This window comes from Mucilaginibacter corticis (assembly GCF_007558865.1).
Taxonomy (GTDB): domain Bacteria; phylum Bacteroidota; class Bacteroidia; order Sphingobacteriales; family Sphingobacteriaceae; genus Mucilaginibacter; species Mucilaginibacter corticis.
The window spans coordinates 51,617-66,801 of sequence record NZ_VLPK01000003.1; the positions used below are offsets into that span (position 1 = coordinate 51,617).

Here is a 15,185-nt window from a genome sequence, read left to right on the forward strand (position 1 = left end):
GACAAAAAGTCATTTTATTTAAAAAGTGAATGCCATTATTTCATAAACATGGTTGTGGCAAGTGATTTGATTGTAAGCTAATACAACAATAATAATTATGAATTTTAACAATTTTACCATAAAGGCCCAGGAAGCCGTTCAAAAGGCTTCAGAGATTACAACCGGTAATCAGCAGCAGGCAATTGAGCCCGCTCACCTGCTAAAAGGTTTATTACTGGTTGATGAGAATGTTATAACCTATTTACTAAAAAAACTAAATGTTAACCTTAACAGGTTAAACGATATTTTGGATGAGCAGATAGCGTCGTTCCCGAAAGTTAGTGGCAGCAACGTTTACTTATCATCTACTTCTAATTCGGCTTTGCAAAAAGCTACAGGTTACCTAAAAGAATTTAAAGACGAGTTTGTATCTGTCGAGCATATCCTGTTAGGTATTTTAAGTGTCAGCGATAAAACCAGCGCCGCGCTTAAAGATTTCGGGGTAAACGAAAAAGACCTGAAAAAAGCTATTATTAGTTTGCGTGGCGATAATAAAGTTACCGATCAAAATGCCGAAGCAACTTATAACGCTTTAAATAAATATGCCCGTAACTTAAATGAATATGCCGAATCAGGCAAGCTTGATCCGGTAATCGGCCGAGACGAAGAGATCAGAAGGGTGATCCAGATCTTATCGCGCCGTACAAAAAACAACCCTATTTTAGTTGGTGAGCCTGGTGTAGGTAAAACTGCCATAGCAGAAGGCATCGCTTTCCGGATCATTAAAGGCGACGTACCAGAAAGCTTAAAAACTAAAACAGTTTATTCGCTTGACATGGGCGCGCTTATTGCGGGTGCCAAATACAAAGGCGAGTTTGAAGAGCGCTTAAAAGCCGTTATTAAAGAAGTTACCCAGGCAGATGGCGAGATCATTTTGTTTATAGATGAGATCCATACCCTGGTTGGCGCAGGTGGTGGCGAAGGTGCTATGGACGCAGCCAATATATTAAAACCAGCCCTGGCAAGAGGCGAATTAAGAGCCATAGGCGCAACAACGCTGAATGAGTATCAAAAATACGTTGAGAAGGATAAAGCCTTAGAACGCCGTTTCCAGATGGTGCTGGTTGATGAACCTGATACAGCCGACGCGATTTCTATTTTGCGTGGCTTAAAAGAACGCTACGAAGCGCACCATAAAGTGCGCATTAAAGACGAAGCTATTATAGCCGCCGTCGAAATGTCGCAGCGATATATTTCTGATCGTTTCCTGCCGGATAAAGCGATCGACCTGATGGACGAAGCTGCCTCTAAATTACGTTTAGAGATGGATTCTGTACCTGAAGTTGTTGATGAGCTTGAACGCCGGATAATGCAACTGGAGATTGAGCGCGAAGCGATAAAACGTGAGAAAGATGATAAGCGTGTAAAAGAATTAGGTGAAGAGATTGCTAATCTATCCGCAGAGCGGGACTCGTTACGTGCCAAATGGCAGGGTGAAAAAGATGTGGTAGATGGCATTAATCTTAAAGTTGAGCAGATAGAAAATTATAAGCTGGAAGCAGACCAGGCCGAACGCGCCGGCGATTATGGGAAAGTAGCCGAATTACGCTATGGTCGCATAGTTGAAGCGCAGGAGGAAGTTGAAAAGCTGAAGGATGCTTTGTTAGGTAACCAGTCTGAAAACAGGATGCTGAAAGAGGAAGTTACTTCGGACGATATTGCAGGTGTGGTTTCACGCTGGACAGGCATTCCTGTTTCAAAAATGATCCAAAGCGAACGCGAGAAATTACTGAATCTTGAGGATGAGCTACACAAACGTGTTGCCGGTCAGCATGAAGCTATCGAGGCTATCAGTGATGCCATCCGCCGCAGCCGCGCAGGTTTGCAGGATAAACGTAAACCAATAGGATCATTTATATTTTTAGGTACCACAGGTGTTGGAAAAACAGAACTGGCAAAAGCTTTGGCTGAATACCTGTTCAATGACGAGCATGCTATGGTGCGCATTGATATGAGCGAGTACCAAGAACGTCATGCTGTGTCAAGGCTGATTGGTGCCCCCCCGGGATATGTAGGCTATGATGAAGGTGGACAATTAACAGAAGCAGTACGCCGCAGGCCTTATAGTGTTATACTTTTAGACGAGATTGAAAAAGCGCACCCGGATGTATTTAACATCTTGTTACAAGTATTGGATGATGGCCGTTTAACCGATAATAAAGGCCGGTTAGTGAACTTTAAGAACACCATTATCATCATGACCTCAAATATAGGTTCGAATGTTATACAGGAGAATTTCCAGGATTTTGAGGATAGTGATAAAGAGAAGGTAATTGCCAAAACTAAAAATCAGTTATTTGACCTGTTGAAGCAAACCATCAGGCCCGAGTTTTTAAACCGGATAGACGAGATCATTATGTTCACCCCGCTTAGCCGTGATGAGATTGGTGATATCGTGAAACTGCAATTTAACCAGGTACAGCAAACGCTTGCAGAAATGGGCATAGAGATCGAAGCATCAGAAGAAGCTTTGGACTGGCTGGCGCAATTGGGTTATGACCCGCAATTTGGTGCAAGGCCTTTAAAAAGGGTAATTCAGAAAAGAATATTAAACGAATTGTCTAAACAAATACTGGCTGGCAAGGTTGATAAGGACAGCAAGATAAAACTGGATATGTTTGATAACCAGTTCGTATTTCTAAACACCAATGAGCATGCTACTGCCGATAAATAAAAAATAATTAACCCATCATATATAGTTAAAAAGCCACCCGTTTATATACCGGGTGGCTTTTTTATGAATTACTGATGATGGTTATTACTTTGCCTTCATTTCAACTTTCCCCGAATCAAACCCGGTCACTTCGTATTTGGCACCTATTTTTTTACTCAACTCATCAAGGAAAGCATCGGCTGTACCACCATAGCTCACGGTAAAACTACCAACGCCAGATGATAAAGCTTTTTCCATTGATTTGTAGTTAGGCATAGTTGAGATCATACCTGCAAGACCGTTAAATGACGCATAGTTCGCATTTGATAGCGTTACCTCAATTTCATTTACACCACCGTTATGGCTGGTATTGCCCGGGATATTGTCGGCAGTAATATTTAATGAATCGCGTACATGGGCCATATATTCAACCGCGTGTATAACACCGTCTTCCATTACTGCGGCAACTGCAGGGTCGCTGTTGTCTGTCGATACCAAACCTAATACCGAAACACTATTACCTGTTTTTGATTGAACCCTGATCACCTTTGAGGTAATCACATCACGAGTTTCCGGATTTACCAGTTTCAGGTTAAAACCTATCTTTACCACTTTTTTGCTGGCGCCAACACCCATTACATTTACACCTTTGCCCTTTACACTGTATTCAATTACCTCGCCGGTTGCTACTATCTGCGCGCCGAGTTGTTTACCTGCTTTTGGTGCTTTTTTGCTACTTAGGGCAGTGGTTCCTGCATTTATTTCCTGGGTAAGATCATCATTGTTTTTCAGCGTTTCCAAAACACGGAAACAGTTTACACCTTGTAATGCATTGGTAAGCATGGTGGCCATGTTGTCACCCAAAGTAACCGGGATCTCATCTGCCCTTGGGGCATTACCACCACCGCCTGTAAGCATAGATAGCGCTTTAAGGCCGTTATTGGCATTGGCGTTTCTTTGAACGTTCTTGTCGTTTACACTGGTAGTGGTTACGTTAAAACGGGTAACACTGATCCGTGCCCGTTTCTCAAGCGGCATGCCCGAGCATTGCTGCTTTACTTCTTCGTAAGTTACTTTTTCATCTTTTTGTGCATAGGCCTCGGTGGCCAAAATAATTGTGATTAAACAGAGTAATGCTTTTTTCATCTTGGTTTAGATTTTAGGGATAAATAATTAATAATTAAAGTTTGTTAATTGTGAAATAATGAGGCAATCGTTTTAAGTAATTAGCGATTTCCTTCTATTAAATTTATATAATTATTTAATAATCAAAGCATTGTTAATAAAAAATTAAAGTTTTATAAACCTTATCTTAAACAATATTCAAGCTTGCTTATGTATCTAAATATCTATAAACAAAAAAAGGAGCCTTGTGTAAAGCTCCTTTAATACATCTTAATTTTAAAGTTGTTATACGATTGCGGCCAAACTAATGCCGGCTAATTGATCAGCAAAAGCGATAAACGCGTTATCAGCGTTGATAGCATCCTGGTGCTCAATTAACTTTTTCAGGTTCACTTTACCGGTAACATATTTGTAGGTACCCGAGTAATAACGTTCATTAATGGTTTTGAAATCAAGCAGATCAACCAATTGCTCGTTATCATAACGCAAGTAGATATTCAGTTCGATATCATTGGTGAAATTCAAACCTTTACTTTCTTTGGTTTTCTTGTATTCGTATTGGTAATCGTAGCGCAGCGCTGCAATGTCAGATAGCACAGCCGATCCGGTAGGGTGGCCGCCCGCACCTTTTCCGAAGAAGAATTGCTGGTCTGCAAACGCAGCCTGTACGGTTACACCGTTATATTCGTATTCAACGTTATATAAAAACTCAGTTTCGGTAACAAACTTTGGTAAAACAAACAGGGTTACGTGCGCGTCGTCCAGTTCTTTAGCAACCGGAACCAGTTTTATCTTCAGGTTCTTTTCGCGAGCGTACTGGATATCATTTGCCCCTAAGTTCTGGATGCCAAAATTAAACACATCTTTAGGATCTATCACTACGCCGTAAGCGTGTGCCGCAGCTATTACCAGTTTATATTTAGAATCGAAACCACCTACATCTGAGATAGGGTCAGTTTCTGCAAAACCAAGGTCCTGCGCTTGTTTTAATGCCGAAGCGTAATCTAAGTTCTCTAAAAATCCTTTAGAAAGAATATAATTTGATGAACCGTTAAAGATCCCGCTGATAGAGTGCAGCAATTCGTTATCATAATATTCCTCCAGGTTACGGATGATAGGGATACTGCCACAAACCGCACCTTCATAAAGTAAAGAGGTGCCATATTCGTTTTGTAACGCTATCAACTCATCAAGATAAGTAGCAATCATCTTTTTACTGGCTGATACCACATTTTTGCCGGTTTTTAAAGCCGTAGAGACAATATCGAAAGCAGCCTCTGTATCGTTGATCAATTCTATAATGGTATTGATCTCGGGGTTGTTTAATAGCTCGTTTTTATCAGTAGTGAAATAATGCTCTGGTAGCGAGCGTTTTTTGGTAGCATCTTTAATAGCTATCTTTTTTATTTCAAGATTCAGATTTTTTGTTTTGATGATATCGTATAAACCCTGGCCAACAACTCCGAAGCCAAACAGGCCTATATTTAATTTTTTGCTCATTATGCGGTTTGCTGTAATTGGATGATCTTTCCTTTTACGTCTGTTTTAAAAAATGATGTAATTATATTAGTTAATGCTTCTGTCTCAATTAAAAATCCGTCATGACCGTAATACGAATCAAATTCAGCATACGCGGATTTCGGGATATGCCTGAATAGGTATTGTTGTTCTTCAATTGGGAACAACAGGTCTGACTTAATACCGATAACCAATGTACGCGCTGTAATCAAAGCCAAAGCTTTCTCAATACCGCCGCGATTACGGCCTACGTTGTGCGAGTCCATTGATTTACTTAAATACCAATAGCTGTAAGCGTTAAAGCGGTTAACCAGTTTATCGCCCTGGTAATTTTGATAACTGGATGCTTTATAATTATCGGTAACACTGTCATTGTCTTCCTGTTGCCTGATACCATAGGTTTTATAACCACGGTAGGAGAGCAGGGCCATAGCCCTTGCAGCCTTTAAACCCTTTGCACCACCCGTAGGTGTATTTGCATTAAAGGTTTCATCCGCGGCAATAGCCAGGCGTTGCGACTCATTAAATGCGATACCCCAGGGCGAATGACGTGCGTTGGCTGCTATGATGATCAAGTTTTTTATAAAACCAGGCTCAATGATGGCCCATTCCATTGCTTGCTGCCCGCCAAGCGAGCCGCCAATTAAAGTATGGATACCTTCAATACCTAAATGTTTAGCCAATAATTGCTGACTTTTTATCATATCACGTACAGTAACCTGCGGAAATGATAAATAATAAGGTTGACCTGTTGCCGGGTCAATGCTTAACGGGCCGCTTGTACCATAGGCAGAACCCAGCATATTGGCACAAACAATAAAATGTTCGTTCGTGTTAAAGTAGTCCTTTTCGCCAAATAGGCCCTTCCACCAATCCAACACATCAGAGTTTGCTGTAAACGCATGGCATACCCATACTACGTTATCTTTATCAGCATTTAATGTACCGTAAGTATGGTAAGCTACTTTAAGTTCCTGCAGTTGCAAGCCTGATTCAAGCTCAAATGGTTGTGAATGTTTATATATACCTGTATCCATTAATTATGTAACCCTCTCCGTATAGGAGAGGGTATTATTGTTATACTATTTTATTTTATTAAATGCCTGTTCAAAATCGGCTTTGATATCATCAATATGCTCAATACCTACCGCTACGCGCAATGAAGTAGGCGTAACACCTGCTGATAATTGTTCTTCTTCAGAAAGTTGCTGGTGCGTGGTAGCTGATGGCTGTATGATCAACGTTTTTGCATCACCCACATTAGCAAGGTGGCTTACCAATTCTAAACTGTCAATAAATGCGCCGGCTTTTTCTTTATCACCCTTTATCTCGAAAGATAAAACCGCGCCAAAACCGTTCTTTAGATATTTTTTAGCCAGGTCATGATATGGCGATGATGTCAATCCCGGGTAATTAACTTTAGCTACCTGCGGATGCTGTTCCAACCATTTTGCCAGTTCTAATGAATTATCAACATGGCGTTGTACGCGTAATGACAATGTTTCTAAGCCCTGTAATAACAACCACGAATTAAATGGCGACTGTGCAGCGCCAAAATCACGCAGGCCTTCAACACGTGCACGGATGATGAACTGAATGTTGCCAAACGGCCCGTTAACGCCAAACACATCAGCAAAAACTAATCCGTGGTAACCTTCTGACGGTTGTGTAAACTGCGGGAATTTACTATTGCCCCAGTTATAATTACCACCGTCGACAATAACCCCGCCGATAGTTGTACCGTGGCCGCCTATCCATTTGGTAGCAGACTGTACCACCACGTGTGCGCCATGCTCTAACGGGCGGAACAGGTATCCGGCTGCGCCGAAAGTATTATCAACTATTAAAGGCAGGTCATGCTTTTTGGCAACGGCTGCTACTTTATCAAAATCGGCAATGGTAAAGCCCGGGTTACCTATGGTTTCAAGGTAAATGGCTTTTGTTTTATCGTCTATTAAAGCTTCTATATTTTCGGCAGTATCGTCCTTTGCAAAACGTGCCTCAATGCCTAAACGCTTAAAGGCAACTTTAAACTGGTTGTATGAGCCGCCGTAAAGGAAAGGTGAGCTTACAAAATTATCACCAACACCTAATATATTATTCAATGCCAGGAACTGCGCCGACTGGCCCGAAGCTGTTGCCAGCGCCGCTACGCCACCCTCTAATGCCGCTATGCGTTTTTCAAACACATCGGTAGTAGGGTTCATAATGCGGGTATAGATGTTACCAAACTCTTTCAGTGCGAACAGGTTAGCGCCATGCTCGGCGTTTTTAAATACGTATGAAGTTGTTTGATAAATAGGTACCGCGCGTGAGCCTGTAGTTGGGTCGACTTCCTGGCCGGCATGTAATTGTAAGGTTTCGAATTTTTGAGCAGACATGATCTTTTTTGTTTTAAAGGTTTAATGAATTTTAACAATTGGTTTGTGTTTAGTCAGCAGGATAAATTATCCATTGACAGCACACGTGATTTTTTTTCGGGATAGAAAAAAGAGAAACGTATTAACCGTGTATCAACAACAGCAACACATGCAGCAACCGGTATTGTTGTATGCAGGCATAGTGCGTTTAAGCGCGTTAATAATGTTTACAGGATGGGGACTTGCTAAATTTTCCATGTTGTTAATTTATATTTCCCGGGATATTTACCGGGCCAGGAATTGGCACCTTCTCTAACCTTAGAGGGTTGCCAGCGGGTCACGGAGCCTGATCTCTCGCCGCTTCTTTATAAATCAAAACCTTTATTAAGGGAATTGATCGTTATTGTATTGCTACCAAATATGGGGCAAATATATAGGCTTAAGTTTTATATACAAAATTTATTTTACTTATGCACTAGTTGTATAGACTGATCGCGCTAAAAATAAATATTCCTAAAATGTTTATTCGCAAAAAAATTAGCTAATCATTAAAAAATTTGGAAATATTAGTTAAAAAGTCGATGCTATTTATATATTTGTTAGGTAAATGCTTGATTATTAACAATAATTCAACATTTATATTATTAGTTAATTTAAACCCCTGATTTTGAAAAGACTTTTACTTAAAATAATAAGTGCGGTTGCGCTTACATTTCTGTTTTTTTTTAATTCGGCAAACGCCGCTACATTAACTATAGCTTCTGTTGGAACAACTGCCGGCAGTAATGGATTGGCTGCAAATCCGTTAAGTATCAATCAAACAGGTATTGCGGTGATGGGTTTTTCAGCTAAAAGTAGCGCAGGTACCATTAGTGCTACTCAATTTGTATTTACCGGCAGCGCTGCAATAGGTACTAATTTATCAAATTTTAAATTATATAGCTCTACAAATAGCACTTATACATCTGGTACAGACCCTCTTGTAGCAGGTGCCACTTCTGTAATTTCAGGCTCTACAATAACTTTTTCATTTCCGGCTGCATCAGCACCAATAACAACAACAACAACATATTATTTTTTAATAGCCGATTACACAGTAACAAGTTCAGCAAGCAGCACTTACACTTTTAGTGTAACTGGCGCAACCAGTGCAGGTAACACGCTTTCAGGCCTTCCTAAAAGTGGGCCAACATATACACTTTCTTCTTACACTTGCGATTGGTTAGGTTCAACTACCAATACAGCCGCGGCAAATAACTGGAATACTGCTTCTAATTGGAGTAATAATCATATACCGGCTACTTATGATATTGTTAATATTGCTGTAAACCAATTACCAAACTACAACCCTGTTATTAATAGCGGTGTAACAGTTAACGTTAGCGCAATTAATTTCGGTGGACAGTTTACAACTAATAATGGTACTGCAACTCCGTTATATACTTATCCAGGTATAACAGTTACCGGAACGCTTAATGTTAGCGGAGATATATCAACACCGCCGGATGGATTTCCGGGTAGTGTCGGTACTTCTACTCCGATCCCATTAAATCAATACACGCTTAGTGGTGCCGGTACGGTAACTGCTAACAATATATCGGTTTCAGGAGTTTATGGTTCTCAAGCCGCCGAAAATTGCATACAGGTAATTTATAGTTCGGTTGCTTCGCTTACAGTAAATGGTGATGTGACTTTATTATCTGAAGATTGGAGAAGTAGCGGATTTGGTGCAACTACTTATCATCATTATGCCAATTTTATTCAAACGACCGGTACTGTTTCAATTGCTGGTAAAATAAAAACAACTCCTACTACTAATACAACTACTTATACCACCAGTACTTTCCAGGTTAAACCTACTGCAACGGCTACGCTATTACTTGCCGATGCAGCAGTGTTGTCTAATTTATCAGCTAATGGCACAAATGTGATAGATGTTGACAATACAGGAGTTACAGTAAATTATAACGGTGCAAGTCAAACAGTTTACACGTCCTCGGCGCCTAATGTTTCGTTAGGAGTTCCCTATTATAACTTAATTTTATCAGGCACCGGAACAGCAACGCCCGGCACAGGGACAGTTACAGTAGCAAATGATTTTACCACCACAGCAACAGCTGCCAATTTTAACACCAATAATACTGCTTTAACGGTAAGTGATATTTCATATATTAAAGGTGGTACAATGACCTTAGGTTCAGGTAATTTTACAACAAGCAATGGTTTGGACGTATATGGCAGTTCAGTATTTAATGCCGGTTCAGGAAATATACTTGACGGTAATTTTTTCAGAGTGAATGTTGATTTAGGCTCAGCCACAGTTAATTTCAGCACAGGTACAACTACAATAGGTAATGCTATGCAACTTTATGGTGGTACAGTAAATGCTGGCTCAGGACCGATCAGTATTGCCGCAGCAAGCCAAATTTATACAGGCGCAACATTAAATGCAGGCACTGCGGCCGCATCATCTTTCACATTTACAGGTGCATATACAAATAACACGGGCGGTGCTTTTACCGCCGGGGGTGGCAATGTTTACTATAACAGTGCCTATACTAATAATGGAACTTTTACCGCAGGTACCGGTACCGTCAATTTTAATTTCGGAGGTGGACAAGCACTTGCTGACAACAGTACGGCAGGTACATTATTTAATAACGTATCATTTAATGGCGCAGGAACAAAAAAAATCACTAACGGCGTTTTTGGCGTATCATCAATCGGGGTATTGACTGTTGGCACAGCAACAACCAAATTTGATCCGGGAGGCTTTCTTACCATGTATGCCAGCAGCAGTAATCCGCTTGAGTATGCGCAAATAGCACCTGTTACCGGCCAAATTATCAGCAATCTTAATTACCAGGTATATTTCCAGGGCGGTGCAGGTTATCGTAACTATCGGTCTATGGCCGCGCCGGTTTATACAGGAGCTTTCAGCACTTCAAATGGCACATACCCGCTCTCCACTCTTAAAGGATCATTTATCATAACCGGAACAAGTGGCAGTACTAACGGGTTTGATAAATCATTTAATAACGGTTTTACACTTAAAACCTACAGTCCAGCTACAGGTTATTCATTTATAACCTCACTTTTAACAAATCCTACTATTGCAACAGGAAGCGGATTTTACATGTATTACAGAGGCAATCGTACAGTACCTTCTACTGGTGTTACTGCCACAGATCCCTTTGGATCAAAAACAAACAAATCGTCTACCGGGTCTTACTCTATACCCGAGAGTGTAACATATACTTATACCGGCATACCTAACCAGGGGCCTTATTCAGTTTCTATCTTGGCAGCCCCAACGGCACCTGCTACATCTCCATATTATTTCTTAGCTAACCCTTACGCAGCGACATTGGATGCTAACGCTGTTATTAACAGTGCTGTGACCGGCGTTATTTATTTTATAAATCAGAAAACATGGGTATGGAACCCGTCAGTGGCCAATTATGCCGTATATAGTTCTATAAATCCTTTGCTTATAACTAATGGTGCCAAGCAATACTTGGTGCCCGGTCAGGGCTTTTTTATACAAGGAAACAATCTTTCGGGTTCGACAAAAACATTGACAATTACTGAAAATATGAAAAGCGTAAATAATAACAGTAATGCCGCCCGCTTTTTATACACCGCAGACCCTGTTGCTAAAGATGAAATGCCAATTTTTAGGTTGCAATTTATTAAAGATCGCATTTTATCAGACGAGATAGCAGTAGGGCTTACAGACAGTGCTAAAGCGGGGTATGATAAAAATGATGCCACACACCTTGAAGGTACCAGCCTCACGCTATCAAGCTTAACACCCGATAATCAATATTTGGCTATTGACGTTAGGCCTTTTACAGCTAAAAGCACGGTGATACCATTGTATATTACTCCGGATATTGATACTACTTACAGCATGAAGTTATCATACAAAAACACTTCGATGAATAATTTCAAGGTGTTGTTAGCTGATAGCTTGCTTGGTAAAACAACTGATATAAGCAATGCCGCTTATACTTTTAAAGTGACCCCAGGTACTGCCAACACATATGGTAAAAGGTTTAAATTATTTGTACAGGCCCAAACCGCGCCTGTAGTTTTCGCTGATTTTAGAGGTAGTATTGATAAAACCAAAACGGTAACCCTAAAATGGACAAGCGAAAACACCGTAGGAAATATTCATTACCAGGTGCAGCGCAGTGCAGATAAAACTACGTTTACCGACATTGGCAGTACAGTACTAAGCCCATCAACAGAAGAGCCGGTAAAAACCACTTATACAGTTTTAGATAAAGCGCCGCTGGTTGGCTTAAACTATTACCGTTTGGTACAAACAGATATGTTTGGCAATGTTTTATATTCTGACACGATAACGGTGGCCAACAATCCCGGCTTTAACAATGGCGTAGCAAAAACAGGTTTTATTTTATATCCAAACCCTGTAAAAGATGTACTCTCAATAGTGAGCGATAAAAGCTTCAGCAAAAAAGTGGTGATGAAGGTTTATGATACGCAAGGCATTTTAAAGTTTACGCAAACCTATAATGATGGTATCACTGCGCAAATACCTGTACAGGCCAATGTAAACAAGCTGCAAACAGGGGTTTATGTAGTACTGATTACCAATAATGAAAAAGAATTGGTAGCTTTGAAATTTAAAAAGCAATAAAAAATGTTAAAGAGTAAATTGTGCAGCGCGTCTTTTTGGAGTAAAGGTGCTTTAACAGCTTTGTTTTTATTGATCTCCCTGGCAACTTTAGCCCAGCCAGGTGGCCCAGGTACTGGCGACTGCGGTACAGATACCACAGGTGGACCCGATGATCCGTGTCCGCTTGATACATGGGTTGTACTGTTGGCCATTATTTGTGTAAGCTTTGCAGTTTACCAGTTGCACCAAAAGCAAAAAAAAGCTTTACAAATAAGCTAAAAGGCAAAAGGTTTAACGTAAAAGGTATTTTAGCTTTTCGGTGATTTTGCCTTTGATATATGGTAAAAAAACCTTTCACCTTTAACCTCAACGCATGGCTTGTGCCAGATCGTCAATCAAATCATCTATATGCTCCAGTCCGACTGAGATCCGCAATAAATTAAACGGCGTTTTGGTGTCAGGGCCTTCCATTGTTGCCCGGTGCTCTATTAAACTCTCAACCCCGCCAAGGCTTGTGGCTTTAGTAAATAATTTCAGTTTATTAATAACCCTGTTAGCTTCTTCAGGGCCGTCTTTTAAGCAAAACGACAATACGCCCCCAAAACCGTTCATTTGTTCTTTAGCGACGCTATAATTAGGGTGCGTCGGCAAACCCGGATACAATACCCGTTCAACTTTTGTATGCGTATTTAAAAATTCGGCCAGTAACTGCGCGTTATGTACGTGGCCACGCATGCGGTAGGGCAACGTTTTAATACTACGCACTAAATAATAGCAATCGGCAGGCGAGGGGATAGCCCCACCCATTTGCTGTACGTTGCTGATCTTTTGCCACCAATCATCATTCTTAGCAGTAATTAGTGCACCGCCCATTAGGTCGCTGTGCCCGCCAAAGTATTTGGTGGTCGAGTGCATTACCAGGTCGGCACCTAACGCTAATGGCTGCTGGCATATCGGCGTGGCAAATGTATTATCGCAGGCTACTTTAATACCGTGCTGTTTGGCAATGGCGATAACCTTTTTAATATCCGTTACTTTAAGCAAAGGATTTGAAGGTGTTTCAATCCAGATCAAACCCGTATTAGGTTTAATGTGTTGCTGTAAAACTTCGGTATTGTCAATGTCGATAAAATCAAACTCTAAGATTCCTTCAAACAACTGCTTTAGCTGGTTGCGTAAGCCATGGTACATATCGTCAGGAGCGATGATGTGTGTACCTGGTTTCAAAGACTGAAAAACAGTCATGCCGGCTGCATTACCTGATGAAAACGCGGCGGCGGCTTCACCACCTTCTAATTTAGCCAACACGTTTTCTAAAGCCGTACGGTTGGGGTTTGCAGACCGGCTGTAAATATAACCTTCGCGAAAACTGCCGTCTTCCAAACGCTCAAACGTTGTTGATAATACAATAGGTTGTATAACTGCTCCGGTTGTGGCGTCGGTATGGTTGCCGGCATGTATGGCTATGGTTTCCGTTTTCATAACGCAAACTTAGTTTAATCGCTGTAGAAGCACAAAATAATACGTTGTTACAACAGATATTACATCAGCATTACAGTAACATTTCTTACTTTTGAAAAAAAGTTTTTTGATGGGAGCTGAAGATAATTTACAAGTATTATTACAGGATCCGGGTTTATCTGCTGATTTAAAACACATTGCCCAAAAGGTGCTTAACCATGAGCGTATAACTTTTGACGAAGGCGTTTTACTTTTTGAAAAAGGTGAGTTAGGATATTTGGGTGTGTTAGCTAATTACATCCGCGAGGAGCGCCACGGCGACAAAACTTATTTCAACCGTAACTTTCATATCGAGCCTACCAATCTTTGCGTTTACGACTGCAAATTTTGTTCGTACTCACGCCTGCTGAAACAAAAAGAAGAAGGCTGGGAGTACACCATGGACGAAATGTTTGACATGGTTACCAAATATGATAATGAGCCCGTTACCGAAGTACATATAGTAGGTGGCGTTTTACCGCAATATGATGTGCCATTTTATGTAGAACTGTTTAAACGCATAAAAGCCCATCGCCCCGAGTTGCATGTTAAGGCATTAACGCCGGTTGAATATCATTATATCTTTAAAAAAGCTAAGATAGATTACGCAACCGGCATGAAAATGATGCTGGATGCCGGCCTGGAGTCAATCCCCGGTGGAGGCGCTGAAATTTTCCATCCCGAAATAAGAGAACAGATCTCAAAAGATAAATGTACTGCCGACCAATGGCTGGCGATACACGAAGAATGGCATAAACTAGGCGCACGGTCAAACGCTACCATGCTGTACGGGCATATTGAAGAATATAAGCACCGTATTGATCATATGGAAAGGCTGCGCCAATTACAGGACAGGACAGGAGGGTTCCAAACCTTTATTCCGTTGAAGTTTCGCAACAAAGACAACCAGATGTCTGATGTACCTGAGTCTACCGTTGTTGAAGATCTGCGCAATTATGCTGTCGCGAGGATCTACCTGGATAACTTTGACCACATTAAAGCATATTGGGCCATGATCAGCCGTACCACAGCGCAGTTATCATTAAACTTTGGCGTTGATGATATTGATGGTACGTTGGATGATACCACAAAGATCTACTCGATGGCCGGTGCCGAAGAGCAAAACCCGGGCATGAGCACAAAGCAACTGGTTGAACTAATAAAACAAGTTGGCCGTTACCCCATTGAGCGGGATACACTATACAATGTGGTTACCGACTACAATGACTACCAGTTTGCCGACGAGCCAAAACCACAGTATTATAAGCTGCCGGTTATAAATTAGTTGATGTGTCATTGGTCATTAGATAATTGGTTCTGTTTGATCTGAACATTGTATCTAATG

The 15,185-nt window shown here is 41.0% G+C and carries 9 protein-coding genes and 1 riboswitch; of the genes, 4 read left to right on the forward strand and 5 right to left on the reverse strand.

Annotation, left to right across the window (positions count from 1 at the left end; all coding sequences use genetic code 11):
• The first annotated feature begins 97 nt into the window (after nucleotides 1–97).
• Complete coding sequence (gene clpB, locus FO440_RS15515) at nucleotides 98–2,713, forward strand: ATP-dependent chaperone ClpB (RefSeq protein ID WP_144249209.1); 2,616 nt, start codon at nucleotides 98–100, stop codon at nucleotides 2,711–2,713.
• Between the two features lie 84 nt (nucleotides 2,714–2,797).
• Here clpB and FO440_RS15520 read toward each other — a convergent pair whose 3' ends face one another.
• The 4 genes from FO440_RS15520 to FO440_RS15535 all read right to left on the reverse strand — a co-directional run bounded on the left by FO440_RS15520 (nucleotide 2,798) and on the right by FO440_RS15535 (nucleotide 7,716).
• Entirely contained in the window at nucleotides 2,798–3,838 is a 1,041-nt protein-coding gene (locus FO440_RS15520; protein ID WP_144249210.1) for a CsgG/HfaB family protein, read from the reverse strand.
• A 264-nt stretch (nucleotides 3,839–4,102) separates the two neighbouring features.
• On the reverse strand, nucleotides 4,103–5,317 hold the full coding sequence (locus FO440_RS15525; RefSeq protein WP_144249211.1) for a homoserine dehydrogenase: 1,215 nt from the start codon (nucleotides 5,315–5,317) through the stop codon (nucleotides 4,103–4,105).
• Nucleotides 5,317–6,372: a homoserine O-acetyltransferase family protein gene (locus FO440_RS15530; protein WP_144249212.1), complete on the reverse strand. Its 1,056-nt coding sequence runs from the start codon at nucleotides 6,370–6,372 to the stop codon at nucleotides 5,317–5,319. Before FO440_RS15530 ends, FO440_RS15525 begins: the two co-directional genes overlap by 1 nt.
• 45 nt (nucleotides 6,373–6,417) lie before the next feature.
• Entirely contained in the window at nucleotides 6,418–7,716 is a 1,299-nt protein-coding gene (locus FO440_RS15535; RefSeq protein ID WP_144249213.1) for an O-acetylhomoserine aminocarboxypropyltransferase/cysteine synthase family protein, read from the reverse strand.
• Between the two features lie 243 nt (nucleotides 7,717–7,959).
• Nucleotides 7,960–8,069: riboswitch (SAM riboswitch) on the reverse strand.
• A 293-nt stretch (nucleotides 8,070–8,362) separates the two neighbouring features.
• On the opposite strand from FO440_RS15535, the gene FO440_RS15540 reads away from it, so the two are divergent.
• Both FO440_RS15540 and FO440_RS15545 read left to right on the forward strand, forming a co-directional pair.
• Nucleotides 8,363–12,361, forward strand: a complete 3,999-nt coding sequence (locus FO440_RS15540; RefSeq protein ID WP_144249214.1) for a T9SS type A sorting domain-containing protein — start codon at nucleotides 8,363–8,365, stop codon at nucleotides 12,359–12,361.
• Nucleotides 12,362–12,364: 3 nt separating this feature from the next.
• Nucleotides 12,365–12,619, forward strand: coding sequence for a hypothetical protein (locus FO440_RS15545; RefSeq protein WP_144249215.1), 255 nt, complete (start codon nucleotides 12,365–12,367; stop codon nucleotides 12,617–12,619).
• 87 nt (nucleotides 12,620–12,706) lie between these two features.
• Here the strand turns inward: FO440_RS15545 and FO440_RS15550 are convergent, their stop codons facing one another.
• Nucleotides 12,707–13,822, reverse strand: coding sequence for a trans-sulfuration enzyme family protein (locus FO440_RS15550; protein ID WP_144249216.1), 1,116 nt, complete (start codon nucleotides 13,820–13,822; stop codon nucleotides 12,707–12,709).
• A gap of 109 nt (nucleotides 13,823–13,931) precedes the next feature.
• On the opposite strand from FO440_RS15550, the gene mqnE reads away from it, so the two are divergent.
• The gene (gene mqnE, locus FO440_RS15555) at nucleotides 13,932–15,125 is read left to right on the forward strand and encodes an aminofutalosine synthase MqnE (RefSeq protein WP_144249781.1); all 1,194 of its coding nucleotides are present in this window, start codon (nucleotides 13,932–13,934) and stop codon (nucleotides 15,123–15,125) included.
• The last annotated feature ends 60 nt before the right edge of the window (nucleotides 15,126–15,185 follow it).

Excerpts from the sequence above, each read along its gene's own strand:
- clpB (WP_144249209.1), top strand. The coding sequence starts at position 98 with ATGAATTTTAACAATTTTACCATAAAGGCCCAGGAAGCCGTTCAAAAG.
- FO440_RS15520 (WP_144249210.1), bottom strand. The coding sequence starts at position 3,838 with ATGAAAAAAGCATTACTCTGTTTAATCACAATTATTTTGGCCACCGAG.
- FO440_RS15525 (WP_144249211.1), bottom strand. The coding sequence starts at position 5,317 with ATGAGCAAAAAATTAAATATAGGCCTGTTTGGCTTCGGAGTTGTTGGC.
- FO440_RS15530 (WP_144249212.1), bottom strand. The coding sequence starts at position 6,372 with ATGGATACAGGTATATATAAACATTCACAACCATTTGAGCTTGAATCA.
- FO440_RS15535 (WP_144249213.1), bottom strand. The coding sequence starts at position 7,716 with ATGTCTGCTCAAAAATTCGAAACCTTACAATTACATGCCGGCCAGGAA.
- FO440_RS15545 (WP_144249215.1), top strand. The coding sequence starts at position 12,365 with ATGTTAAAGAGTAAATTGTGCAGCGCGTCTTTTTGGAGTAAAGGTGCT.
- FO440_RS15550 (WP_144249216.1), bottom strand. The coding sequence starts at position 13,822 with ATGAAAACGGAAACCATAGCCATACATGCCGGCAACCATACCGACGCC.
- mqnE (WP_144249781.1), top strand. The coding sequence starts at position 13,932 with ATGGGAGCTGAAGATAATTTACAAGTATTATTACAGGATCCGGGTTTA.